This window comes from Salimicrobium humidisoli (genome assembly GCF_002295105.1).
GTDB classification, from domain to species: domain Bacteria; phylum Bacillota; class Bacilli; order Bacillales; family Halobacillaceae; genus Salimicrobium; species Salimicrobium humidisoli.
Window position 1 is genome coordinate 85,942 of record NZ_NSGH01000009.1, and the last position, 24,183, is coordinate 110,124.

Genomic DNA, 24,183 nt, shown 5'->3' on the forward strand with positions numbered 1-24,183 from the left:
AGAAATGCCTCATGACTACTATCGGTGTACTTGCTCTGCAGGGAGCCTTCCGGGAGCATATCCGCTCCGTGGAGGCTTCCGGAGCGACAGCGGTAATCATAAAACGTAAAGAACAGCTTGAGACGATCGATGGTCTCATCATCCCGGGCGGGGAGAGTACGACGATGCGCCGCCTCATCGATCAATACGGATTTCTTGAGCCGATCCGCGCTTTTGCAAATGCGGGAAAGCCTGTATTCGGCACCTGTGCCGGTCTGATTTTACTTGCCGGGGAAATTGACGGTTCCCATGACGCTCATCTCGGTCTTATGGACATGAGTGTCCGCCGAAACGCTTTCGGAAGACAGCGGGACAGCTTCGAAACCGATCTTGATATCAAAGGCGTGGCGGACGGTTACAATGCCGTCTTCATACGGGCGCCCTACATTGAACGGGTCGGGGAGAATACGGAAGTTCTGGCCACTTATGACGATCACATCGTCGTAGCGCAGGAAGGCCACCTTCTCGCCTGTTCTTTCCATCCGGAGCTTACGAAAGACCACCGTCTTACTGCTCATTTCGTGAGTATGGTGGAAAATTCTAAGCGCACGCTTGCATCCTGAGCGGGAATGAGCTAATCTGTATAATAAGTAAATAGAAAAACGCTATGAACGGAATAAGTATCATCAGCTTTTCTTCAAAGAGAGTCAGTGCCCGGTGAAAACTGACAGAAAACTGATGAGAATCCATCCCGGAGCGTCTGGTGATGAGCCAGGACGGATCCTCCCCGTTACGGAGGTCGAGCCGGAAGAGCAGCTGCTCTTCAACCGGGGTGGTATCGCGGGAAGTCAGACTCTCGTCCCTTTTTTACAAAGGGATGGGAGTCTTTTTTAATGACTGATGTTATATATTAAACAGAGGAGGATGACGTATGCTCGATTTAAAATATGTAAGACAGAATTTCGGGGAAGTGAAAGAGAAATTGCGGGAGCGGGGGGAAGACCTCTCGGAACTCGATTCCTTTGAGGAACTGGATACGAGACGAAGAGAACTGATCAGGGAAAGTGAAGAGCTGAAAGCGAAGCGGAACGAGGTGTCCAAAGAAATTTCCCAGCTGAAAAAAGAAAAGCAGGATGCCGATGACAAAATAAAAGAAATGCAGGAAGTCGGGGAACGCATCAAAACACTCGACGGAGAGCTTAAGGAAACAGAAGAGAGGCTGCAGACGATCCTTCTGTCCATCCCGAACATTCCGCACGAAAGTACGCCGGTCGGAAGTGATGAGGATGATAACGTTCTGACCCGTTCCTGGGGAGATATTACATCTTTCGGTTTCGAACCGAAAGCACACTGGGACCTGGCAGGAAACCTTGGTATTTTGGATTTCGAACGCGCCGCCAAAGTGACGGGGAGCCGCTTCGTTTTCTATAAAGGGGCAGGAGCAAGACTGGAGCGGGCCCTGCTGAACTTCATGATGGATCATCACGCGGATACGCACGGGTATGAGGAAATGCTTCCTCCTCAAATCGTAAACCGTGATTCGATGACGGGTACAGGTCAGCTTCCGAAATTCGAAGAAGACGCGTTTAAACTGGAGGGCTGGGACTACTTCCTGATCCCTACCGCCGAAGTCCCGGTTACGAACTATCATCGTGACGAGATTCTGCCGGTCGACGACCTTCCGAAAAAACTGGTCGCCTTCAGTACGAATTTCCGTTCCGAAGCCGGTTCTGCCGGACGGGACACCCGCGGGCTTGTCCGTCAGCATCAGTTCAACAAAGTGGAACTCGTACAGCTGTCGAAACCGGAAGAATCCTATGAGCGGCTGGAGGAACTGACCGGACATGCGGAAAAGATTCTGCAGATGCTTGAACTGCCGTACCGGGTAATGAGCATGTGTACGGGAGACCTAGGGTTCACGGCTGCGAAAAAGTACGATATCGAAGTCTGGATTCCGAGCTATGAAACGTACCGGGAAATCAGTTCCTGTTCGAACTTTGAAGCATTTCAGGCCCGCCGTGCCGGCATACGTTTCCGCCGGGAGAAGAACGGCAAACCTGAATTTGTGCATACGCTGAATGGTTCGGGGCTCGCTATCGGTCGTACGGTGGCAGCGATTCTCGAAAATTATCAGCAGGAAGACGGCACAGTCGTCGTTCCGGAAGTTCTTCGTCCGTATATGGGCGGCAAAGAAATCATCAAGTAACAGGTTGTGCATACGGCCGCCTTTTCCTTTCTGCAGCACGGGCTCGTGTTCAGGGGAGAAGGCGGTTTTTCATTTTCGGCGGGGAATTGCCGAAATTTTATTGACGCCTGCCTGGAGGCGTGGTATATTACTAATTGTCGGTCACACGGAGGAGTACCCAAGTCCGGCTGAAGGGAGCGGTCTTGAAAACCGCCAGGGGCTTTACGGCCCGCGGGGGTTCGAATCCCTCCTCCTCCGCCATATTTTAAAACAAACGCGCATATATATTCGGAGAAGTCCGGAAGTAATCGTTACTGTATACAGTAACGATTTTTTTGACAGGAATTTTCCGGTTTTTCCCGAATACGTATGTATAAACGAAAGACAGGCCCTTCTCGCAGTACCGGGCCTGTCTTCTCCGTAACGTATCAATCAGCTGCTTTTCCACAGTCTCTGTTCGATGTAGTCCATGATCAAAGCGGTCACTTCCTGAGGGTGACTGAGGTGAGGAGCATGCCCCTTGGCATCCAGCACGACGGATTCGCTGTAAGGAAGATGTTCCCTTAAATATTCACCGGCTGCAGGCGGGACGAGGGAGTCCTCTTTTGACTGAAGAAGCAGGGAAGGCACGGTGTTTTCCTTCAGTTCCTCCCGCATGTCCAGCGTGAACGCCACTTCGGCAAAAGAACGGGTGATCTCCGGAGACTGATCAGCCAGCATCTCCTCCAGTTCTTCTTTCATTTTCGGTGCGTCCATCTCCTCAAGAAAAAGCTCAGCCATGTATCTCGCCCATTTCCGGTAATCGCTCTCCATCAGCTGGAGAAGCTTCTCCAGCTCTTCTTCTTCCAGCCCCCCCTGATATCCGTCTTCATTAAGAAAACGGGGAGAAGCGCCGAGCATGATATTCGAGCGCAGGAGTTCGGGGCGTTCAAGCGCGATCTTCAGGCCGACCATGCCGCTGAAAGAGTGACCGACGAAAATCGCATCCGTGAGTGCCATCTCTTCCATAATGCCGATGACATCTTTTGCATAGCCGTCGATGGAACTGTAGCGTTCTTCGGAGTAGGAGCCTGCACTGGAGTTCCCGGACCCTGCGTAATCAAACAGAATAACCTGATATGTGTCGAAAAAACCGGGGATGACGTATTCCCATATATGCTGGTCACACCCGAACCCGTGGGCAAAAATGATCGGGGTCGTACCGTTTCCGTATATCTGAACATTGTTGCGTTTTCTCATTTTCATGTTCCTATCATCCTTTGCTGTAAGAGAAATACTGTCTTTATTGTCATTCTATCACAACGGACGACTATTACTTAACGGAGGGAGTGCGGATCATGAATCGGAAATATGTAATGGACGAATCGCCGGGATATCAGCTTTTTCAGGCCTCCCGGGTAATGAACGCAAAACTGAATGAGAATTTCAAAAAAATCGGGCACACGTTGACGTATGAACAGTGGCAGATAATGAGCCGTCTGTACGGGAAAGAAGGACAGACGCAGCGGATGATTGCCGTCTCCATTGAAAGAGACGAAGCCGGAACATCGAGACTGCTTGGAAGGATGGAGAAGGCCGGGTACATTTACCGTTACGTAAACCCGGAAGATAAGCGGAGGAATTACATTTATCCGACGGAATGGGCGAGACAGGAAGAAGAGAAGCTGAATCGGACGGCCCTGGATACGATTGACGAAGCCTGTGCAGGAATGACAGAGGAAGAAAAGCGCAGCGGACAGCTTTTCCTTGAAAAAATTCGAAATAATCTCGGAAGCAGTTGACACCCTCATTGAGAATTGATATCATTTACTTGTCATTGAGAATGATTATCATTTTTACAACTGCTTCTTTTTTTGTACTTATATTTGTCTAGACAAGGATTTTTTTGTAAATAGAAGCGGGTCAGTTAGGAAGAATGGATATGAAATGGTGGATTACGGGTTTTCTTTTAATATTTTTCTCGATTCTTTCCCTTTTTATCGGGGTGTCTGATTTATCGATCACTGATCTTTTTTCCTTAAGCGCCGAACAGCAGGAAGTCCTGTTCGTCAGCCGGATTCCGAGGCTTATCAGTCTTCTTATCGCCGGGATGAGCATGAGTATCGCCGGGCTGATTATGCAGCAGCTCAGCCAGAACAAGTTCGTCTCCCCGACGACAGCCGGTACGATGGACTCGGCAAGACTGGGGATTCTCGTCGGTATGCTGTTGTTCCCTTCGGCATCGATGATGGAGAAAATGCTGCTGGCTTTCCTTTTCGCTTTGGCCGGTACGTTCGTTTTCATGAAAATCCTCGATAAGATCAGATACAGAGACGCGGTCTTCATCCCTCTGGTCGGACTGATGTTCGGGAATATCATCGGTTCCGTCACGACGTTTCTCGCCTATCGTTTTGACCTCGTCCAAAGCATAGGGACGTGGCTTCACGGGGATTTTTCCATGCTGATCGAGGGCCGCTATGAACTTCTTTACTTAAGCCTTCCGGTAGTGATTCTCGCTTACATATTTGCACATCACTTCACTATCGCCGGAATGGGGGAAGACTTCGCTTCCAACCTGGGACTCAGCTATCAGAAGGTTCTGTATCTCGGACTCGGGCTCGTAGCTCTGATTACGGCCTCCGTCGTACTGACAGCCGGGATGCTGCCGTTTCTCGGGCTCATCGTTCCGAATATCGTGACGATTTATCAGGGAGATCATTTAAGAAGCAGTATATGGCAGACAGCGGTGCTCGGTGCTCTGTTCGTACTCGTCTGCGACATTCTCGGGCGGGTCATCATCTATCCTTATGAAATATCCATCGGCCTCACGGTCGGCGTTCTCGGCAGCGGCATCTTCCTTTATCTACTGTTAAGGAGACGGGCATATGGGCTATAACAAAAAAATGATCATATTACTGTCTCTGTCGGTTGCGAGCGTTCTTCTGTTCGTTTTCTGGGATGTCGGAGGAGAGTGGGATTACGTCCTCCCGAGACGCCTCGAAAAAGTGGCCGCAATTACGATGACCGGAGCGGCCATTGCAACGTCCACGGTCATCTTTCAGACCATTACGAATAACCGTATTCTCACGCCGAGCCTGATCGGATTCGATTCTCTTTACGTGCTCCTGCAGACGGCGATCGTTTTCCTGTTCGGGGGCGGGACGCTCGTGATGATGAACAGTCATTTTCACTTTCTGCTGTCTGTCGGTCTTATGGTAGTATTCGCCCTTCTTCTGTTTCTGTTCATCTTCAAAAAAGAAGGGAAAAACATTTACTTCCTGCTGCTCATCGGTATTATTCTCGGAACATTTTTCAGCAGTATTTCGGAGTTCCTCCAGGTACTGATCGATCCGAATGAATTCCTTGTCGTGCAGGATAAGATGTTCGCAAGCTTCAACAATGCCAACACGGAACTGCTGCTTGTGGGAGGGGTTCTGCTTCTCGCGGCTACATTGTACTTGTTCAGGTATGTGAAGTATCTGGATGTGATCTCTCTCGGACAGGAGGAGGCGGTGAATCTCGGCGTCAATTACGACGCGGTGGTAAAACGGCTCCTCGGTGTAATCGCCGTGTACGTATCTGTCGCAACGGCACTTGTCGGACCGATTACTTTTCTCGGACTGATTGTGGCCAATGTCGCCCATGAAGTGTTCCGGACGTATCGTCATAAGTATCTTATACCGGGAGCGATATTCGTAAGCATCTTCAGTCTGCTGATCGGGCAGTGGTTCGTGGAACACGTCTTCACTTTTTCCACTACGATCAGTGTCATTGTGAACTTCATCGGCGGTATTTATTTCATCTATCTGTTAGTAAAGGAGAATGATGTATGGTAGACGTAACGAATGTATCCAAGGCTTATAAAGAAGTGAAAGTGGTCGATGACGTATCCGTCCATATAAAAAAAGGGACAATCACCTCCTTTATCGGGGCGAACGGAGCCGGAAAAAGTACGCTTCTGTCGATGGTGAGCCGGCTCATTCCGAAAGACGAGGGTTCCGTACTTCTCGACGGCGAGGAAATCACTTCCTATGACAACAAAGAGCTGGCCAAGCGGCTTTCCGTTCTGAAGCAGTCGAATAATATCAAAGTGCGGATCACTGTCCGGGAACTGGTAAGCTTCGGACGGTTCCCGTACTCGCAGGGAAAGCTGAAAAAAGAAGATGAGAAACTGATCGATGAAGCGATCGAATACATGCAGCTCGAAGATTTCGAAGGCCGGTTTCTCGATGAACTGAGCGGGGGACAGAAACAGCGGGCTTACATAGCGATGGTCATCGCCCAGGATACCGAATATATCCTTCTGGATGAACCGCTCAATAATCTGGATATGAAACATTCCAAACAGATCATGAAAGCGCTCCGGCGCATGGTGGATGATCTTGGGAAGACGGTTGTAATCGTCATTCACGATATCAATTTTGCGTCCTGTTATTCCGATCACATCGTAGCGCTGAAAGACGGAAAGTGTGTATATGAGGGACATCCGGAAGAGATGATCACGAATAACGTGCTCCGCGAAGTGTACGATATGGAATTTAACGTGTGCAACATAGACGGCAACCGCATATGTGTATTTTTTACCTGAATAATAAAAAAAAGAATAAAGGAGAATGAATATGAAGAAATTGATGATGACTCTCAGTGTGCTGGTTATGATGGTACTTGCGGCCTGCGGAAGTTCGGAAGGAGAAGCCGGGGCCTCTTCCGGTGACGGGGAAGACAAAGAGAAGAGTAAAGAAACCGTAACGGTGGATCACGAACTCGGAACGACGGAAGTGGAGAAGAACCCGGAGGACGTGGTCGTATTTGACTTCGGAGCGCTCGATACGCTGGATGAACTCGGTATAGAAGCGAAGGGAGTCGCGAAATCAAGCACTCTTCCCGATTATCTGTCGAAGTACGAAAAAGACGATTATGAAAACGTGGGAAGTCTGAAAGAGCCTGACTTCGAAAAAATCAATAGTATGGACCCGGGTCTGATTGTTATTTCCGGTCGTCAGTCGGGGGCGTATGAGGACCTTAGTGATATCGCTCCTACTGTTTATGTAGGTATGGACAACGAAAATTATATGGAGTCATTCGAGAAGAATACCCGGACTCTTGCCGAAATTTTCGGTAAGACAGAAGAAGCTGACGAAGAGATTTCGGCACTGAAAGAGAAGATCGACAAAATGAAAGAAGATATGCCTGAGGATAAGACCGGTCTTGTTACGCTTGCGACCGGTGGAAAAGTCAGCGCTTACGGGCCCGGCTCACGTTTTGGACTTGTCCATGAAGTGTTCGGAGTACCGGCGGCTGATAACGAAATCGAAGCTTCCGATCACGGCATGAGCATCTCGTTCGAGTATATTGCGGAGCAGAACCCGGACTATCTCTTCATTATCGACCGCGATAAAGTAGTGAGCGGAGAAGGTCAGGCGAAGGAACTGTACGATAACGATCTGGTCAACCAGGCAGACGTCAAGAAGGTTTACCTGGATCCGGCAGTATGGTATCTGTCCGGAGGCGGTCTGAGGTCTTTTGAAAAAATGGCTGAGGAAGTATCGGCCGGTATCAGTGAATAATTGAAAATGCCCATCAGCAACAGTTGCTGATGGGCATTTTCATTTTATAGTCCGTCGACCGGGAGATGGCTCGATCTCCATTTACGGGCCTGCTGAATAAAGTGACCGATTTTTTCGAGAATCGGTTCAACGCTTTTCTCGTCATTCAGAAGATCATAGTCGGCTATATTCAGACGTAATACCGGACAGGCATTGAAATTGTCGATCCAGTCTTCATAACGGTTGTACATTTCTTCCCAGTAAGCAGTCGGCGTCTCCTGTTCCATCGGCCGGCCGCGTTCTCTGATGCGTTCGATGACATCATCGAATGACCCTTCCAAATAGATGAGCAGATCCGGATGCGGGAAGTAGGGGGTCATGACCATGGCATCAAACAGGTTGGTGTACGTTTCGTAATCGGTAGGGGACATGGTGCCTTGGTCGTAATGCATTCTCGCGAAGATACCGGTATCTTCATAAATGGAGCGGTCCTGAACGAAGCCGCCACCATATTCGAAGATTTTTTTCTGTTCTTTGAACCGCTCTGCGAGAAAGTAGATCTGCAGGTGGAAACTCCACCGTTCGAAGTCTTTATAGAAGCTGTTCAGATAAGGGTTCTTCTCCACTTTTTCAAACGACGTACGGAAGTTCAGGACCTGGGCCAGAGACGTCGTGAGCGTCGACTTCCCGACACCTACTGTACCGGCTACGGTAATCACACTGTCGTGCGGGATCCCGTATTTTTCACGTGCGTTCATTTGATCACTTCTCCTTTGCTCAGGTAGCTTCCGACTTTTTCAAGTATATAGTCAAGGTCACGCTGATGTTTGATGAAATCAAGACGGTCCCCGTCCAGGCGTATGACCGGAATATCGGGGTGGGTTTCTTCGAACTGATCCATGAATGTCTCATAATCATCGGACAGCTGCTGCAGATACTCGGGCTGTATATTCGCTTCCACGTCCCGGTTCCGCCTCCGTATACGCTCGAATAATGTATCGAGCCCCGCATGGACATAAATGACCATGTTAGGGCGCGGCATATCTCCCGTCAGTATATCAAAGATGCGGGAATATTTGCGGAAATGTTCTTCTTTGAGTGTACGCTTTGCAAAAATCATGTTTTTGAAGATATGATAATCCGCGACGACGGGCTTACCTTCCCTCAAAAATTTATGTTCTATATCTTCAAGCTGCTTGTGCCGGTTACAGAGGAAAAACATCTCTGTCTGAAAGCTCCATTCTTCGATATTGTCGTAGAACTTACCGAGGAAAGGATTTTCTTCCACGATTTCTTCCAACAATTGAAATTCGAAATGAGCAGCTATCTTTTTGGACAGAGAGGTCTTTCCCACTCCAATCGGACCTTCCACAGCTATAAAAGGCAGTTGAGTCATTACTGTCTTCCTCCTTCCTGTACATCCGTTCGAACAGACAAAGTATATTTTATCACACACCGGTCAGGGAAGGCACGAGGGGGAAGAATTTTATCTTTGCATAAAAGAAAAATGGTAGTATAATAACGTTTGTGCCCCCGTAGCTCAGGGGATAGAGCATTGGTTTCCTAAACCATGTGTCGCAGGTTCGAATCCTGCCGGGGGCGTTTTGCAGTTTGTAAGCGGTGATTCCACCGATAAAAACGTGAGTAAAGTTTTATACCAAAAGTGGTACGTGCACCTTCTTCCGTTTCGTAATCTGTATTCGGAAGGAGGTTTTCTATTGCCTTTTGCACAAAAGGACGTAAACCATTCATTAAGCTTTGAAAAGCAGAAATGTCGTTCCGGTTTTATTCCAGTCCGAACTGTGACTTAGAGGACAGTTTTCCGCCCTGGAACATTAGAGTAGCGTTGGACCCCAGGCCGGCTTCCCCACTATAAGTGTAGCTTACCGTGTAAAATTGACTTCCCGGTTCTCCACTCTCAGAAGTAATTTCTCCTTCTCCTCCAATAATTTCAAATACTTCATCAGAACTCATTCCATTTTCAATCTGATTGAATTCTTCCGAAGTGATCGTTACGTCTGAAGAACGGCCGTCTCCCACTCCGGCTTGTGATTTACTTTGTAGTTTCTCGTTTTGGAAAGTAAGCATTGCGTTAGAACCGAACCCTGACTCTCCGTCCCACGAGTAAATAACTGTGTGAAACTGAGTCCCTTTTTCACCCGTCTCAGATTGAAGACTGCCTTCACTTCCTATAATTTCTACAACTTTCTCATAGCTCATACCGTTAGAAATCTGATCAAATTCCTCTGCACTTATAGTTTCGTCGTTTTTAGAGGATGTATTTTCAGAAGTAGAATTACCAGAAGACTGTTCGGTATTTTCTTCACTCTGATTTTCATTTTCTTGATTTTGGCTTTCGCCGTCATTTTCCTGACTTTGTTTTTCACTAGTTGTTTCTGTCTGGTTTTCTTCATTCGAGGATGTATTCTCAGTTGAATCTCCTCCACCTAAAGCAGCGATCACAGTACCAAGAATTATGATTCCTATGATCCCTAAACAACCGAACTTGAAAAACTTTTTCATAACTATGTACCTCCCTGAATGGATATTTGTAACGCTGCAGGTATCATTATAAACATATGTAGTAAAAAATAACTACAGTAGAAATGGTTATCCTTCCCGGTATCCCTGAATTTCTACATTTTTTTGTTGTTCCTTTCACCTCTCTGTTGACTTATGAGCAACTTTTTGGAATACACGCACCTCTTTTTACCCAATACTACGTGTTTACCATTTTGAAAAAGACGTTTGAAGGGTACAGGACAAATGGAGGCCTGAACAGATCCGGGCCCGGAAATTATGAAATACGGGAGGGATCGAAAGTGAGATGGATGTATACGGTACTTCTTTTTGTTGCAGTACTATTCTCTCTTGCCGCCTGCCAGGGAGACGACCCGGGCAGTCAGAGTCCGGAGAAAGAAGATGAAAACAGCAGTGAAATATCCGAAGAAAGTAATATAGAAGGTATATTGTGGAAAGGGGATGGAGACCTTGCCGTCGTCCTCTCTCACGGTGCCGTCTACAATGCGGAAAGTTGGGACGACCAGGGCAAAAAATTAGCAGATAACGGTATCACCGCTTTTGCGACGGAAGACACGTCCCCGCGGACACTCAAAAAGGCGGCTGCTATGCTTAAAGAAGAGCACGGAGCCGAAGAGGTAGCTCTGATGGGGGCGAGTGCCGGCGGTTCTTCTGCTATTGAAGCTGTGACGGAAGGGGACTTTGATTTTCAAAAAGTGGTTCTTCTCTCACCGGGAGGCGATCCCATGAAAATCAGTGATATTCCGGTATTGACCGTTTACAGCGAAGAGGAAGGTTACAGGGAACTTGAAGAAAATGCGGGAGAATCGATGGAAAGGATGGAGATTTCGGGCGGTGCCCACGCTCAGGAAATATTCAAAGGTGAAAAAAGCGAAGAAGTTATAAACAAAATCATTCAGTTTCTGAAGGAGGAAAACACTTCCTGACAGCTAAAAGCGCCTCATAGGTCAGCAGGATATCGCTGACTTATGAGGTGTTTTTCGTTGCCGTTTTAAAATAACCTGACCGGTAACCAAAATTACGGACTTGGAGATGTGAAAACCGGAGGTGCTGTTTACAAAAGAACAGTTCGGGGGTATGATAAGAACAAATGTTCGTATTTTATGTAATGTTATTCCCATAATATATTTCCCGGGAAATGAGGTGATAGTGATGACGGAGTATCCTTATCCCAGGCACGACGTTCTATGTCTCGATATGAGGTCTTTTTATGCCAGTGTCGAATGTATGAAAAGAGGACTGGATCCGGCAAAGGCGCTTCTCGCTGTAGTCGGCGACCCGGAACGCAGCGGGAGTATCGTGCTCGCAGCCTCTCCTGCTCTTAAGCAGCGGCACGGCACAGGGAACGTCTCCCGCTTTTTCGAGCTTCCCGATGACCCGGAAATCATTATCGCCAAAGCATGCATGCAGGATTATCTGGATGTTTCCGTAGAGATTACGAGGCTCGTTCATCAGTATGCGCCGCGGGAAGCCATCCACGTTTATTCCGTCGATGAGCTCTGGGTGACGGTGGACGGGCTGGAGAAGCTCTATGGTCCTCCACGTGAAATCGCTGAACTTTTCCGGAAAAGAATTGCCGAACAGTTCGGGATCGAGTGTGCTGTCGGTATAGGAGATAATAAGTTTCTGGCTAAAGTCGTTCTGGACATCCATGCGAAAAAGAGCGCAGACGGAATCGCCGTCTGTCGTTACGAAGATGTGGAAAGGCTTCTGTGGCCGGTGCCGGTGGAAGAGATATGGGGCATAGGGAAACGTATGAAGCGGCGTTTGAACAATATGGGAATCATAAAGCTCGGAGATCTGGCTGCGCATCCGCTCCGCTTTCTTAAAAAACGTTTCGGTATAATGGGAGAACAGCTCTACTGGCATGCAAAAGGCGTGGACTTAAGTCCGGTATTCGGGAACTTCACAGGCTCCGTACAGAAGAGTTATGGGCACGGTATAACGTTACTCGAGGATTATGAGGAAAAGGATATTTATCCCTGTCTCCTGGATTTATGTGAGGAGGTGTGCCGCAGGGCGAGAGAATTCCATCACGTCGGCCGGACCGTCCATTTAGGTATCGGGTACACGAAGGGGACAGGCGGAGGGTTCTCCCGTTCGCTCACCCTCCATACTCCGACGAACCTGACGATGGATATGTACAAAGCGATCCTCTCTTTATTCCGGAAACATTACGACTCCGGCCTCGCCATTCGCCGGGTTTACGTTTCTCTCACTAACCTGGAGAATGATGAGAGTCTGCAGATGACCTTTTTCGATCGAAAAGAAAAGGAACGTGACCTGGCTGTCACTATGGATGACATACGGGCCAGGCACGGCTCCACCTCTCTGCTGCGGGCCAGCAGCTATGAGCCGGGCGGCATTACGATCGAGAGAAGTAAAAAGGTCGGTGGTCACTATGCATGAAACGTTTCCGTCCGTGAAAACGTAAAGAAGAAAGCAGATGAGGAATGGAGAGGTACCGATGAAAACACAAATTATTATAAGTCTTATAGTTGCTCTTTTACTGACGCAGATGCCTATCATAGGAAAATACTTTGCTATGCTGAATACGATGGTACACGAAACCGGCCACTCTCTGATGGCTCTTTTGAGTGGCGGGGAAGTGAGGAACATCTCCCTCTTTCCCAACACGTCCGGTGTAACCATGACCGGGCACACCTCATGGTTCAGCCACGTGCTCACCAGCCTGTCGGGCTATATTTTCGCGTCAACGTTCGCATTTTTTCTTTTTTACCTTCTCTCCAGAGGAAAATACACGATGATCGTTATTCTGTTACTCGGATTACTCTCCGTGAACCTGTTATTCTGGGTACGCAATCCGTACGGGGTATTCTGGATTATCACGTTTGCAGCTCTCTTCGTCTGGCTGCTTCGTTCCGGTCACCAGACGCTCATCGTTTATGCTTTGACGTTTATTGCCGCGCTCATACTGGTGCAGTCGGTCATCAGCGCTTTTAATATCATGTGGCTCAGCCTCACCTCTCCTTCCGGGGCCGGGGATGCGACGAACCTCGCACGTGCTACGAAAATACCGGCGGTCGTCTGGGGTACAGGCTTTTTCCTCCAGGCATTCTACTTCGGTGTTCAGGCATGGAAACGATTTTTTTAATTTCCCCGGGACAATCGGCCCGTCCCTGTTTTTATGTGGAAAAGATAGGGTAAGAAATATAGTACACACTGAGATAGGAAGGAGGCGGGTTATGGAATTGAAAGATCGTTTAATTACGTACGGATTCGATACGGTCGATATTTTCCTGATCGACGACGAAAAGAATCAGGAGACGGTATCGAACGTTAAACTTCATAAAGTCACTAATCTTGAATATAAGCTGTATCTGGATCCGGAATCTATCGAATATCATCTTGATCATGAAGATCCTTATTTCAAAGCGGTTCAACAGGAACCCGATCAAAAGCCGATAGGGGTGAAAGGATATATCCTGGAATGGTGAGAAGAACCTCTTTATAGACGAGAGGCTCTTTTTTACTGAGGGGAAATGAGGAAGAAGAAAAATCCCTGGCTTTTAGAAAAAGAGATACCCGAGTACATTCGTTATTCAGGAAAGGGGGAGTCGGGATGAGAGCGTATGCTCTTGTAATGGTAACTATATTTTTGTTTGCAGGAAACTACATTGTGGGGAAAGTGGCGGCTGATGCCGTCCCTCCTTTGACCCTGACGTGGCTGAGAACGCTCATCGGGGTGATTCTTGTCACGACATTTTACTGGAAGAAGATAAGGATGGTGAGGAGACAGCTCATCGACGGATGGCGCCCTCTGGTCGGCATGGCAGCTACGGGAATAGTAATGTTTCCGGCTTTTTCATACCTGGCTCTTCATTACACTACCACTATAAACGCCTCTATTATGGAATCGCTTACTCCGGCAGTGACTATTTTTATCGGAGCCGTATTTCTGAAGGAGAAATATGGACTGAGTCAGCTGATAGGCGTGGGGATATCCCTGACCGGTGTCGCCTATATTATAAGTAAGGGGTCTTTTGCGAGGCTGCTGAGTCTCGAGTTCAACAGTGGAGATCTGATTATGATAGGGGCGGTCATCAGCTGGGCCATTTACTCTACGCTCGTGAACATTTACGGTTACAGGCTGCCTTTGTTCGGAAGTCTGTTCGGTATCCTGGTGATCGGGAATGTTATGGTGATGATAGCGGCTTTTCTGTTTGAATGGTCCCAGGGCCGGTTCATAACCGACTGGTCCATGCCGATCATCACGAGCATCCTTTACACCGGACTGTTTCCGTCTTTTCTTGCGCTGCTGTCATGGAATATGGCCGTTGCGGAAATAGGACCGGCGAAGGCAACGATATTCATCAATCTGCTGCCGTTCGCCACTGCGATCCTTTCCCTTCTGTTTCTGCAGGAAAAAATTACGGTTGATCAGGTCATCGGAGGCGCAATCGTTCTTACGGGAATTTATTTTACTACGAGAGTAAAAGGTGGAAGAAAACCCGGTTACAAGCCGCGCTGACGGCGCCGGTTTTTCTCTTTCCGATCCGCGATCCCTCCAATGATAAGGAATACCCCTGAGGAGAAAAGCATCAGGGAAATCATGGTGTTGTTGATGGCCACAAGCAGTATAAGGGAAACGATAATGTTGGCTATCCCTATAACTCCGAGGATCCAAAACATTTTATTTTCTTTAGTCATAATCTCTCACCTTTCTACCGTATATTATATAAAGACAAAAGGCGGGAAGCAAACGTGCCCGACTGCGGCGGTCAAAAGGGAAAATATGTGTTTTACTTTAAATATTTTTTGAAATCGCATACAATACAATTAACGGAATTTTCCGAAATACACGTACATAGCTTCCCCGACATGTGAAATGGGGGAGTAATTTTGCCAAGGAGTGTGAGACAATTATGGATATGAAATCAATTCCGGCACAAACGGGTAATTACAATCTCGAAAACTACGAAGAAATGTACAAAACGTTTGATTGGGAAGAAGCCAAAAAGAATTTCACCTGGAATGAAACAGGAAAGGTGAATATGGCTTACGAAGCGATAGATAAGCATGCGGAAGATCCGGACAAGAAAGATCAGCCCGCTCTCGTCTATTCGGCTCCCGGTCGGGAGGAAACACTCACATTCAGTGATCTGAAGCGGGAAAGTGACAAATTCGCAAACGTACTTAAGAAGCATAATATCGAAAAAGGGGACCGGGTCTTCATGTTCCTTCCGAGAAGCCCGGAATTTTATGCCGCTTTTCTCGGTATATTGAAAACCGGGGCTATTGCGGGGCCTCTGTTTGAAGCGTTTATGGAACAGGCCGTCCGCGACCGCCTGGAAGACAGCGGGGCTAAAATGCTCATAACGACTCCTGAGCTTCTCGAACGCGTACCGGAAAAAGAACTTCCGGACCTGAAGCAGGTCGTGCTCGTAGGAGGAGAAGGTTCCGGCGACTACATCAGTTTTGAAGAGGAGATGAAAGACGCTTCTCAGGATTTCGATATAGAATGGGTGGACCTCGAAGACGGAATGCTGCTTCACTACACCTCGGGCTCAACGGGTAAACCGAAAGGCGTCTATCACGTACACAACGCCATGATCCAGCATTATCAGACGGGTAAATGGGTGCTCGATCTGAAAGAGGGCGATATTTACTGGTGTACTGCCGACCCGGGCTGGGTTACGGGTACGAGCTACGGTATTTTCGCCCCTTGGCTGAACGGAGTGACGAACGTGGTCAAAGGCGGCCGCTTCAGCGCCGATGACTGGTATTCTCTGATCGCAGAGAAAGAGATCAGCGTCTGGTACTCGGCGCCTACCGCTTTCCGTAAGCTGATGAGTGCGGGAGCGGAGGTTGCGAAGAAACATGATATGACTTCCCTCCGTCACGTACTGAGTGTAGGGGAGCCGCTTAACCCGGAAGTCGTTACGTGGGGGCTGAAGGCGTTCGACCTTCGTATCCACGATACATGGTGGATGACGGAGACGGGAGCCCAGCTGATCTGTAACTTCCCTGCTATGGAAATCCGTCCCGGTTCCATGGGTAAACCGATTCCGGGGATAGAAGCTTCCATCGTAGATAACGAAGGGAACGAACTTCCACCGAACCAGATGGGGAACCTGGCCATCAAAGAAGGATGGCCTGCCCAGATGCGCGCCATCTGGAACAACCCCGGTAAATTTGAAAGCTACTTCGTCAACGGCTGGTACGTCTCCGGCGACAGTGCCTATCAGGATGAAGACGGGTACTTCTGGTTCCAGGGACGTCTCGATGATGTCATCAACACTTCCGGAGAGCGGGTAGGCCCGTTTGAAGTGGAGAGTAAGCTGATTGAGCATGAAGCCGTAGCGGAAGCAGGGGTTATCGGTAAACCGGACCCTGAGCGCGGAGAAATCATCAAAGCTTTCATTATGCTTAACGATGGCTACGAAGAATCGGATGAACTTCTGGAAGACATCCGTCAGTTCGTGAAAAAAGGTCTGAGTGCTCACGCAGCACCACGTGAAATGGAAGTGAAAGACTCCATTCCTAAAACGAGAAGTGGTAAGATTATGCGTCGCCTGCTGAAGTCCTGGGAACTTGGACTTCCGACAGGAGATACGTCCACACTTGAAGAATAAATATTTCCGGTACCCGGGGCAAAACGAACGGTAAAGATACAGCACCCGGACAATCGAATCCATGAATTCTATACGAAAAGTACGTCAACTTCCGCAGAACCGGTACGGGCTGAAGACCCGCGTGATCAAACGGATTTTCTGATCGCGTCAGCTGAGGCTGTGCCCGCGGAAAGCGACGTGCTTTTCGTTTTGCTTTTCGGCAGAAGTTCCACGTGAAACATACATAATAGATGAACGTACCCGAAAAAACCCCGGAGATTAAGAAGGAGGAAAGTTGGGAATAGCCTCTTACGAAGAAAAAGGGGGAAACAGTATGTACGACGTAATTGGTATTGGAATCGGACCTTACAATCTCGGGATGGCCGGGCTCATAGATCAGACGAATGAAGTGGAGGGGATCTTTTTTGATGACACTCCGAAGTTCGAATGGCACCCCGGCATGCTCGTGGAAAAGATGGATTTACAGGTTCCGTTCATGGCGGATCTGGCTACATTCGCTGACCCTAAAAGCCCTTATACGTTCATGAACTATCTGTATGAAAACAACAGATTATTTCCTTTTTACCTGTATCAGAATTTCAAAATCCCCCGTCAGGAATACAACGATTATTTGCAATGGGCGGCCGATCGCCTCGATAACCTGTATTTTGGGCACGTGGTAGTTGATGTTCTGGATCACGAGGAGGAAGAGTATTACACCGTTCAGGTGGAGGATAAAATGACGGGTGAACTCAAGAAATATGAGACGAAACACGTTTTAATGGGGACGGGAACGAAGCCGCTCGCATTCAAGGGGACGGAAGAACTCCCGCGGGAAGACGTCCTTCATTCCAGCCGTTATCTGTTTGAAAAAGATCAGCTTCTCCGCTCCCAGGACGTGACGGTGATCGGCTCGGGGCAGAGTGCTCTCGAAATCTTCCTCGACCTGTTGGAGGAACAGGAGCGGCAGGATATGCGGATAACGCTTCTTACAAGGTCCGGGGGTCTATTCCAGCTCGATCAGGCGAAATTTGCCCAGGAGATGTTCACCCCCGAATACATCGATTACTTCCATAGTTTAAGTGAAGAGAAACGTCTGGAAGCCCTCGATACTCTTAAACCTCTGCGTAAGGGCATCGACCCCGACACCCTCATCCGCCTGTATACGAAACTGTATCACCGGACTGCAGGAGGAGGGGAGAGCGGTATCTTCATTCAGCCGATGACGGAAGTGAACAATATCACTTACGACAACGGAAGGTATCATCTCGACTGTTATCAGTGGCAGGAAGAAGAACAATACGTGCATTCGACGAAAAAAGTCGTGCTCGCGACCGGGTATGAACCTCATTTTCCCAAGTGGTTCATGCAGAATTTCAAAGATAAAATCGAGTGGGAAGGCGAGATGCAGTACAAAGTGACGAGAGACTATAAACTCGTCTTCAATGAAGAACGATCTCACCACTTCTTCACAGCTACCGGCCTTACCCATTCCCATGGAACCGGAGCGACCAACCTTGGACTCGCCGTGCACAGAAATATACACATTTTGAATGCCATAGCAGGCAAGGAAATCTATAGAAACCAGGAGAATCCGGCTTTTCAGACGTTTTCCGTGAAAGAACGGAAGCGGGGTCAGGTTTAATATCGTGTGTACCGGGAAACATTAACAGTGGAAACAATCTTACAAAGGAGATGAAAACACAATGAGTAAAATAGCATGTGTAATCACCGATATGTTTGAAGATGTAGAGTTCACTCAGCCGGTCAACGCTTTGAAAAAAGAAGGCCACGAAGTGACGAATATAGAATGGGAAGCCGGAAAAGAAGTGACAGGAAAACAGGGAGAGGCGAAAGTTGCAATAGATAAATCCATTGATGAAGTGAACCCCGGCGATTTCGATGCGCTGTTCATTCCGGGAGGTTTCTCTCCGGATCAGCTCCGTGCGGACGATAATTTCGTGAAGTTCGCCAAGTATTTCATGGATAATGAGAAGCCGGTCTTTGCAATATGCCACGGACCACAGCTTCTGATCACTGCGAAAAGTCTGGAAGGACGTCACGCGACAGGCTTCAAATCCATTCAGGTGGATATGGAGTACGCCGGTGCGACCGTTCAGGACAAGGAAGTAGTCGTATGCCAGGATCAGCTGGTGACGAGCCGTCAGCCTGATGATATCCCGGCATTCAATAAAGAAATGACCCGCATCCTCAGTAAATAAAAGGACAGAAGCCCCCGCTTTCATAAGCGGGGGTTTTCTTTCGGGAAAACGTCCGAAAGCCCGTGCTTTTAATATTTTCAAAAAATTGCTATGATTAGTAGTACGAAAAAGCGAGGAAGTGGAGGGGTGAAAATGATTGTCCGGGAATATAAGGAAGGGTTTGTTATGATTCGTCAGCATGATCATGCGCTTATCTCAGGAGAGATGGCACGTCAGTGGAAAAATGATTTCCTGCTGACTTCAAGAATCCGATCGGAAGCGGACTGGGCGGTAGAGGTCCATGACAGGGCGTGGATCCCTCTTGATGAGAAGCCGCTGTGGAACAAAGAGAAGGGGCGGCCTTTCACCTTCGTCGATTACCCTCTGGAAGAGAAACTGGCGGCCTATCGAAGCGGCATCGAGAAGACAGCGGAGCAATCTCCGTATGCCGGAGTGCTGACGAGTATGCATTACCAGTCCTTCTTCGAAAATGACCGGGACGACCCCCACACCGTCGAATTTTATAAAGAGCAGAAGGAAGTACAGGAAAAACTGCTCAATGAAATGAAAGTGGAAGTGCCGGCGGAATTACGTCATCTTCATTTTGAAAGGCTTCAGTTTTGCGATAATCTCTCTCTGTATATATGTATGAATGAGCCGGGGGCCTCCAAAGAAAATGAAGTGCCATGGTTCAGAGACGGTTTCCCGCAGAAGTTCGACATCGCTCCGGGCGGGATTTATCCGGAGTGGAAGAATGAAGCTGCCGTTCTTCTTACCCCTTTTCCTTTCGCGGAGGAATGGACCGTTTCCGTACCGTACCGTTTCGTAACGAAGGAGAAAATCGATGAGGCGGGTCTTGAGAAAGCTTATCATGAAGCGGAAGAAAAGAACTATTTCGTAACTTTCGATTAAGGACGTGGACGTATGGAAAGCGACCGGTATTATATGAAGAAAGCCATCGAGGAAGCGGAGAAAGCAGAGGCGCTCGGAGAGGTTCCGATAGGAGCTGTCCTCGTCCACGAAGGTGAAGTGATAGCCCGGGGACATAACTTGAGAGAAACTACACAAAAAACGTCCTCTCACGCCGAGTGTATTACGATCGATCGCGCCAATGATTTTATAGGAAGCTGGAGACTCGAGGAGTGCACGCTGTACGTAACACTCGAACCATGTCCGATGTGTGCCGGAGCGATTCTCCAGTCCCGCATTCCTGTACTCGTGTACGGGGCTTACGACCGGAAAGCAGGATGTGCCGGGACGCTTATGAACCTTCTGGACGACGATCGTTTTAACCACCGTACAGCCATCCGTGCCGGAGTGATGGAAGAGGAGTGCGGAGAGATGCTTTCCTCTTTTTTCAGAAGGATAAGGAAAAAAAGAAAAGACAAATAGCTATCTGTTGCAATTTCGGAGATGAGGTTATATAATTACGATTGTCGTGCTAAGCGGGGAGGTAGCGGTGCCCTGCACTCGCAAGCCGCTAGAGCGAGGCTGAATTCCTGCTCGAGGTGACAAAGTTTCAAGGTCTGCCTCACAAAAGCAGTGTTGACATCCAGGTCCTGCGCAATGAGAAGCAGTGAACCCTGTCAGGTCCGGAAGGAAGCAGCAGTAAGCTGTGCCTCTCGTGTGCCGCGGGAGTGCCTGGATCGAGCTGTGATTGTGAGTAACGCTTGGGGTTCTGTCATCGACAGCAGGTGCACGGCATTACATAAAACAGAAAGTCGTTATGGCGAAGAGCCATAGCGGCTTTTTTTCTCTCAGGGGTTTTAAAGTTTTTGCAGAGAGACAGAGGTGGAACTTCACAGGGAGGGTCCGTTTTCGCTATAATAAGAAGTAAGACTAACAAAGGGGAACATCGACTATGAGCTATCAGGCCCTATATCGGGTGTGGCGCCCTACCCTGTTCAGGGATGTGGTGGGACAGACACACATTACACGTACTTTGCAAAACGCAATCGCCCAGCAGAAATTTTCACACGCCTATCTGTTCTCCGGCCCTCGTGGTACCGGGAAGACGAGTGCTGCGAAAATTTTCGCAAAAACGGTCAACTGTGAACAGGGACCGACGAAAGAACCCTGTAACGCCTGCAGCGCATGTCTCGGTATCCAGGACGGTTCCATATCGGACGTTATCGAAATAGACGCAGCTTCAAACAATGGAGTGGAGCAGATCCGTGATATCAGGGATAAAGTCAAATACGCTCCCACTTCCGTCTCCTACAAAGTCTACATTATCGATGAGGTGCACATGCTTTCCATCGGGGCTTTCAACGCCCTTTTGAAGACGCTTGAGGAACCTCCTTCACACGTAGTTTTCATTCTGGCGACGACGGAGCCTCACAAAATACCTCTGACGATCATATCCCGCTGTCAGCGTTTCGATTTTAAACGTATTTCGCAGACAGTTATGGTGGAGCGGATGGCTTCCATTACGGAAGAAGAGGATCTTGCAGTGGACAGGGAAGCTCTCGAAATCGTAGCTTTGAGTGCAGAGGGCGGAATGAGGGATGCTCTCAGTCTGCTGGACCAGGCGGTTTCCTACAGTGAAGAGACCGTAGGTACGGAAGATGTACTGGCCGTTACCGGATCCATCTCCCAGCAGCAGCTGGCTGCTCTTTTGCGTTACGTACATGCAGGGGAAGTAAAGGAAGCACTCGAAACGGTGGATGCACTTATTCAGGAAGGGAAAGATCCGGGGCGTTTCGTTTTCGATCTGATCTATTATCTCCGGGATCTGCTTATGTACAAGAGTGCGCCGGGACTTGAACAGCATCTGGAGAGAGCGGTGCCGGATGAAGGCTTCCGGACTCTCTCCGGGGAGCTTCAGCCGGAATGGATTCAGGGTGCAATCCGCTCTTTGAACCAGTGTCAGCAGGAGATGAAGTGGACGACGAGCCCTAAGGTGTTCATAGAGATCGCTCTTTTGAATATTGCAGACCAGAAATCGGGAGCTCCCGCAGGGGGAGATACGGAGATGGTGGATAAACTCTCCCGCAAAATCGATATGCTGGAGAAGAAACTCATGAAGATGGAAGAAAATCCACCTGCGGTCGCAGCTTCCCAGCAGGCGCCGGCCCCGGAAAAGCGGACGCCCTCCAGGGGAGCCAAAAACAATTATCAGGTTCCTTATGAGAAGATAAACCGTACGCTCCATGAAGCTTCCAAAGAAGCGATTACCGGTGTGAAGGAAGTGTGGGGCGAGTTCATGGAAGCATTGAAGAAGAGAAATGCGCCCGCTCATGCGACACTGTTGAACAGTAAACCGAGGGCCGCTTCCGGAAGCTCACTCGTTCTCGCTTTCCGTTACGATATCCATTGTTCCTTAGCGCTCGATCATAAAGCGACTATCGAGCCTCTGCTTGAGGAATTCACCGGGAAACCGCTGGTGATTATCCCCGTGCCGGAACCGAAGTGGCAGCAACTGCGTGAGGAGTACGTACAGAAACAGAGAGACGAAGCTCCGGAAGAAGAGAAAAATGCAGATACAGAAGACGATTTCATCTCAGAAGCGAAAAAATTAGCCGGTGATGATATAATTGAAATTCACGATTAAACTTTAGGAGGAATTCATATGCGTGGTGGCGGAAACATGAATAATATGATGAAACAGATGCAGAAAATGCAGAAGAAAATGATGAAAGCACAGGAAGAACTTTATGAAATGACGTTCGAAGCTACAGCGGGCGGCGGAATGATTAAAGTGGAAGCGAACGGGAAAAAGGAAATCACCAATGTGGAAATAGATGAAGAAGCAGTCGATCCGGATGATGTGGAAATGCTTCAGGATCTGATCATCGCAGCTACGAACGACGTATTGAAACAGGTGGACGATAAGACGAATGATACGATGGGTGAGTTTACGAAAGGCATGCCTGGTGGAGGAATGTTTTAGTGTATTATCCAGAACCGATTTCAAAGCTGATCGACAGCTTTACTAAATTGCCAGGGATCGGTCCTAAAACGGCGGTCCGTCTGGCTTTTTATGTTTTAGAGATGGAAGAGGACGACGTCCTGGAGTTCGGTAAAGCGCTTGTGAATGCGAAAAGGGAACTGACCCACTGTACCAATTGCGGACACATTACGGATCAGGATCCCTGTTCCATCTGCCAGGACGAGTCGAGAGACAGTACGCTTATCTGCGTAGTCCAGGACCCGAAAGACGTCATTGCTATGGAAAAGATGAAAGAGTTCAGTGGAAAGTATCACGTGCTCCATGGTGCCATCTCCCCGATGGACGGGATAGGTCCTGAAGATATCAACGTTGAAAGCTTAATTAAGCGTCTGAAAGATGAAGGTGTGGAAGAACTCATCATTGCCACCAACCCGAACGTGGAAGGGGAGGCTACGGCTATGTACATTTCACGTCTCGTGAAGCCGGCCGGAATCCGGACGACCCGTATAGCCCATGGGCTGCCGGTCGGCGGGGACCTCGAATACGCGGACGAAGTTACTCTTTCCAAAGCGATGGAAGGAAGACGGGAGCTCTGAGAGTGAGGGGTGCCTTATGTTTAATAGGAAGAGAAAGAGAAAACGGGAAGAGAAACGGTTAATTGAGAGTATTGGACGTGCCCACAGGGAATGGAGCGAACTTGCCCGTCTGATGGAGCACAACTTTCATGCGAGTGAGGAAGAATATCGTCAGATCACCGTGGCGAAAGCTAAATATTTCTATTTACTCAGGGAGGCACGGGAGAGAGAGATCAATGTTCTTTGAACTGTGAAGTCCGTGCTGCTTCAAAAGATCTCCTCCCCGGCTGTATCTTGTAGAAGAGAAACGGCCATCCCTCTTTTAAAAAACTGCGATTTCTGCGGTTTTTTTATTTTTTTCAACATAACTCTTGTAATGTTAGAAACAAGGTGTTATATTATTACCTGTCGCATTAAGAAAGCCGGAAACGGCAAGCAGTGCGAAATTAAAAAATATATAAAGTTGTTGACGGGAAACCCTCAGCATGATATATTAATTAAGTCGCTGTTTTGAGGCGACGTTGTAATGGATCTTTGAAAACTGAACAATGTTTTATGCCATGCGTCAATTTTTTTGAACGAATTATGATTGAGCTAATCAATCTCTTTTATGGAGAGTTTGATCCTGGCTCAGGACGAACGCTGGCGGCGTGCCTAATACATGCAAGTCGAGCGCGGGAAGCGAGCTGAAGCCCTTCGGGGCGGACGCT

26 protein-coding genes, 2 tRNA genes, 1 rRNA gene, 1 other RNA gene and 1 other annotated feature are annotated in these 24,183 nt (G+C 48.4%); of the genes, 25 read left to right on the forward strand and 5 right to left on the reverse strand.

The features are described 5' to 3' along the window. The first annotated feature begins 11 nt into the window (after positions 1-11). The 3 genes from pdxT to CKW00_RS07310 all read left to right on the forward strand — a co-directional run bounded on the left by pdxT (position 12) and on the right by CKW00_RS07310 (position 2,425). Positions 12-602 (forward strand): pyridoxal 5'-phosphate synthase glutaminase subunit PdxT, encoded by a 591-nt coding sequence (gene pdxT / locus CKW00_RS07300; RefSeq protein WP_095822019.1) that lies wholly within the window; start codon positions 12-14, stop codon positions 600-602. Positions 603-637: 35 nt separating this feature from the next. After that, positions 638-846 (forward strand) — a binding site (T-box leader). Between the two features lie 64 nt (positions 847-910). Beyond that, positions 911-2,185 carry a serine--tRNA ligase gene (gene serS, locus CKW00_RS07305; protein ID WP_095822020.1) on the forward strand — a complete coding sequence of 425 codons (1,275 nt, stop codon included), beginning with the start codon at positions 911-913 and terminating at the stop codon, positions 2,183-2,185. 147 nt (positions 2,186-2,332) lie between these two features. Continuing rightward, positions 2,333-2,425, forward strand: a tRNA-Ser gene (locus tag CKW00_RS07310). Positions 2,426-2,596: 171 nt separating this feature from the next. Here CKW00_RS07310 and CKW00_RS07320 read toward each other — a convergent pair. Then, positions 2,597-3,409 carry an alpha/beta fold hydrolase gene (locus CKW00_RS07320; protein WP_095822022.1) on the reverse strand — a complete coding sequence of 271 codons (813 nt, stop codon included), beginning with the start codon at positions 3,407-3,409 and terminating at the stop codon, positions 2,597-2,599. A 92-nt stretch (positions 3,410-3,501) separates the two neighbouring features. Here CKW00_RS07320 and CKW00_RS07325 point away from each other — a divergent pair, with 92 nt between their 5' ends. The 5 genes from CKW00_RS07325 (at position 3,502) to CKW00_RS07345 (ending at position 7,710) form a co-directional block, all read left to right on the forward strand. After that, positions 3,502-3,945 (forward strand): MarR family winged helix-turn-helix transcriptional regulator, encoded by a 444-nt coding sequence (locus CKW00_RS07325; RefSeq protein WP_095822023.1) that lies wholly within the window; start codon positions 3,502-3,504, stop codon positions 3,943-3,945. A gap of 140 nt (positions 3,946-4,085) precedes the next feature. Beyond that, the gene (locus tag CKW00_RS07330) at positions 4,086-5,039 is read left to right on the forward strand and encodes an ABC transporter permease (RefSeq protein ID WP_095822024.1); all 954 of its coding nucleotides are present in this window, start codon (positions 4,086-4,088) and stop codon (positions 5,037-5,039) included. Further along, positions 5,029-5,979: an iron chelate uptake ABC transporter family permease subunit gene (locus CKW00_RS07335; RefSeq protein ID WP_095822025.1), complete on the forward strand. Its 951-nt coding sequence runs from the start codon at positions 5,029-5,031 to the stop codon at positions 5,977-5,979. Before CKW00_RS07330 ends, CKW00_RS07335 begins: the two co-directional genes overlap by 11 nt. After that, complete coding sequence (locus CKW00_RS07340; protein WP_095822026.1) at positions 5,973-6,731, forward strand: iron ABC transporter ATP-binding protein; 759 nt, start codon at positions 5,973-5,975, stop codon at positions 6,729-6,731. The genes CKW00_RS07335 and CKW00_RS07340 overlap by 7 nt, the downstream gene beginning before the upstream one ends. A 31-nt stretch (positions 6,732-6,762) precedes the next feature. Continuing rightward, positions 6,763-7,710, forward strand: a complete 948-nt coding sequence (locus CKW00_RS07345; RefSeq protein ID WP_095822027.1) for a siderophore ABC transporter substrate-binding protein — start codon at positions 6,763-6,765, stop codon at positions 7,708-7,710. A gap of 44 nt (positions 7,711-7,754) precedes the next feature. Here the strand turns inward: CKW00_RS07345 and CKW00_RS07350 are convergent, their stop codons facing one another. Together CKW00_RS07350 and CKW00_RS07355 are read right to left on the reverse strand one after the other, a co-directional pair. Then, positions 7,755-8,447, reverse strand: coding sequence for a deoxynucleoside kinase (locus CKW00_RS07350; protein WP_095822028.1), 693 nt, complete (start codon positions 8,445-8,447; stop codon positions 7,755-7,757). Next, positions 8,444-9,085 (reverse strand): deoxynucleoside kinase, encoded by a 642-nt coding sequence (locus CKW00_RS07355; protein ID WP_095822029.1) that lies wholly within the window; start codon positions 9,083-9,085, stop codon positions 8,444-8,446. The genes CKW00_RS07350 and CKW00_RS07355 overlap by 4 nt, the downstream gene beginning before the upstream one ends. 133 nt (positions 9,086-9,218) lie before the next feature. Here CKW00_RS07355 and CKW00_RS07360 point away from each other — a divergent pair. Then, positions 9,219-9,291: transfer RNA gene (locus tag CKW00_RS07360), tRNA-Arg, on the forward strand. A 183-nt stretch (positions 9,292-9,474) separates the two neighbouring features. Here CKW00_RS07360 and CKW00_RS07365 read toward each other — a convergent pair. Continuing rightward, positions 9,475-10,212, reverse strand: coding sequence for a DUF3862 domain-containing protein (locus tag CKW00_RS07365; protein ID WP_095822030.1), 738 nt, complete (start codon positions 10,210-10,212; stop codon positions 9,475-9,477). A 299-nt stretch (positions 10,213-10,511) separates the two neighbouring features. Between CKW00_RS07365 and CKW00_RS07370 the strand changes: the two genes are divergently transcribed. The 5 genes from CKW00_RS07370 to CKW00_RS07390 all read left to right on the forward strand — a co-directional run bounded on the left by CKW00_RS07370 (position 10,512) and on the right by CKW00_RS07390 (position 14,722). Then, a complete protein-coding gene (locus CKW00_RS07370; protein WP_095822031.1) occupies positions 10,512-11,156 on the forward strand; it encodes an alpha/beta hydrolase in 645 nt (214 codons plus the stop codon). Positions 11,157-11,382: 226 nt separating this feature from the next. Next, a complete protein-coding gene (locus CKW00_RS07375) occupies positions 11,383-12,639 on the forward strand; it encodes a DNA polymerase IV (RefSeq protein WP_095822032.1) in 1,257 nt (418 codons plus the stop codon). Between the two features lie 58 nt (positions 12,640-12,697). Then, positions 12,698-13,345, forward strand: coding sequence for a M50 family metallopeptidase (locus tag CKW00_RS07380; RefSeq protein ID WP_095822033.1), 648 nt, complete (start codon positions 12,698-12,700; stop codon positions 13,343-13,345). Positions 13,346-13,436: 91 nt separating this feature from the next. Beyond that, complete coding sequence (locus CKW00_RS07385; RefSeq protein WP_008590233.1) at positions 13,437-13,688, forward strand: hypothetical protein; 252 nt, start codon at positions 13,437-13,439, stop codon at positions 13,686-13,688. A gap of 125 nt (positions 13,689-13,813) precedes the next feature. Further along, positions 13,814-14,722, forward strand: a complete 909-nt coding sequence (locus CKW00_RS07390) for a DMT family transporter (RefSeq protein WP_095822034.1) — start codon at positions 13,814-13,816, stop codon at positions 14,720-14,722. Here the strand turns inward: CKW00_RS07390 and CKW00_RS07395 are convergent. Next, positions 14,707-14,901 (reverse strand): hypothetical protein, encoded by a 195-nt coding sequence (locus tag CKW00_RS07395; RefSeq protein WP_095822035.1) that lies wholly within the window; start codon positions 14,899-14,901, stop codon positions 14,707-14,709. The two genes, CKW00_RS07390 and CKW00_RS07395, sit on opposite strands and share 16 nt — an antisense overlap. A 215-nt stretch (positions 14,902-15,116) precedes the next feature. Between CKW00_RS07395 and acsA the strand changes: the two genes are divergently transcribed. The 11 genes from acsA to CKW00_RS07450 form a co-directional block, all read left to right on the forward strand. After that, entirely contained in the window at positions 15,117-16,826 is a 1,710-nt protein-coding gene (gene acsA / locus CKW00_RS07400; RefSeq protein WP_095822036.1) for an acetate--CoA ligase, read from the forward strand. 313 nt (positions 16,827-17,139) lie between these two features. Next, positions 17,140-18,450: a lysine N(6)-hydroxylase/L-ornithine N(5)-oxygenase family protein gene (locus CKW00_RS07405; RefSeq protein ID WP_095822044.1), complete on the forward strand. Its 1,311-nt coding sequence runs from the start codon at positions 17,140-17,142 to the stop codon at positions 18,448-18,450. A 61-nt stretch (positions 18,451-18,511) separates the two neighbouring features. Further along, the gene (locus CKW00_RS07410; RefSeq protein ID WP_008590222.1) at positions 18,512-19,027 is read left to right on the forward strand and encodes a type 1 glutamine amidotransferase domain-containing protein; all 516 of its coding nucleotides are present in this window, start codon (positions 18,512-18,514) and stop codon (positions 19,025-19,027) included. Between the two features lie 132 nt (positions 19,028-19,159). After that, a complete protein-coding gene (locus CKW00_RS07415) occupies positions 19,160-19,918 on the forward strand; it encodes a DUF3891 family protein (protein ID WP_095822037.1) in 759 nt (252 codons plus the stop codon). Positions 19,919-19,930: 12 nt separating this feature from the next. Further along, positions 19,931-20,398, forward strand: a complete 468-nt coding sequence (gene tadA / locus CKW00_RS07420; protein WP_095822038.1) for a tRNA adenosine(34) deaminase TadA — start codon at positions 19,931-19,933, stop codon at positions 20,396-20,398. Between the two features lie 44 nt (positions 20,399-20,442). Next, an RNA gene (ffs, locus tag CKW00_RS07425) (signal recognition particle sRNA large type) lies at positions 20,443-20,708 on the forward strand. Positions 20,709-20,867: 159 nt separating this feature from the next. Beyond that, positions 20,868-22,559 carry a DNA polymerase III subunit gamma/tau gene (gene dnaX, locus CKW00_RS07430; protein ID WP_095822039.1) on the forward strand — a complete coding sequence of 564 codons (1,692 nt, stop codon included), beginning with the start codon at positions 20,868-20,870 and terminating at the stop codon, positions 22,557-22,559. A gap of 18 nt (positions 22,560-22,577) precedes the next feature. Further along, positions 22,578-22,898: a YbaB/EbfC family nucleoid-associated protein gene (locus tag CKW00_RS07435; protein ID WP_008590213.1), complete on the forward strand. Its 321-nt coding sequence runs from the start codon at positions 22,578-22,580 to the stop codon at positions 22,896-22,898. Next, positions 22,898-23,494: a recombination mediator RecR gene (recR, locus tag CKW00_RS07440; protein ID WP_008590211.1), complete on the forward strand. Its 597-nt coding sequence runs from the start codon at positions 22,898-22,900 to the stop codon at positions 23,492-23,494. The genes CKW00_RS07435 and recR overlap by 1 nt, the downstream gene beginning before the upstream one ends. Before the next feature lie 16 nt (positions 23,495-23,510). Next, a complete protein-coding gene (locus CKW00_RS07445; protein ID WP_008590209.1) occupies positions 23,511-23,720 on the forward strand; it encodes a YaaL family protein in 210 nt (69 codons plus the stop codon). Between the two features lie 360 nt (positions 23,721-24,080). Further along, positions 24,081-24,183 (forward strand): 16S ribosomal RNA (locus CKW00_RS07450); the annotation flags it as partial.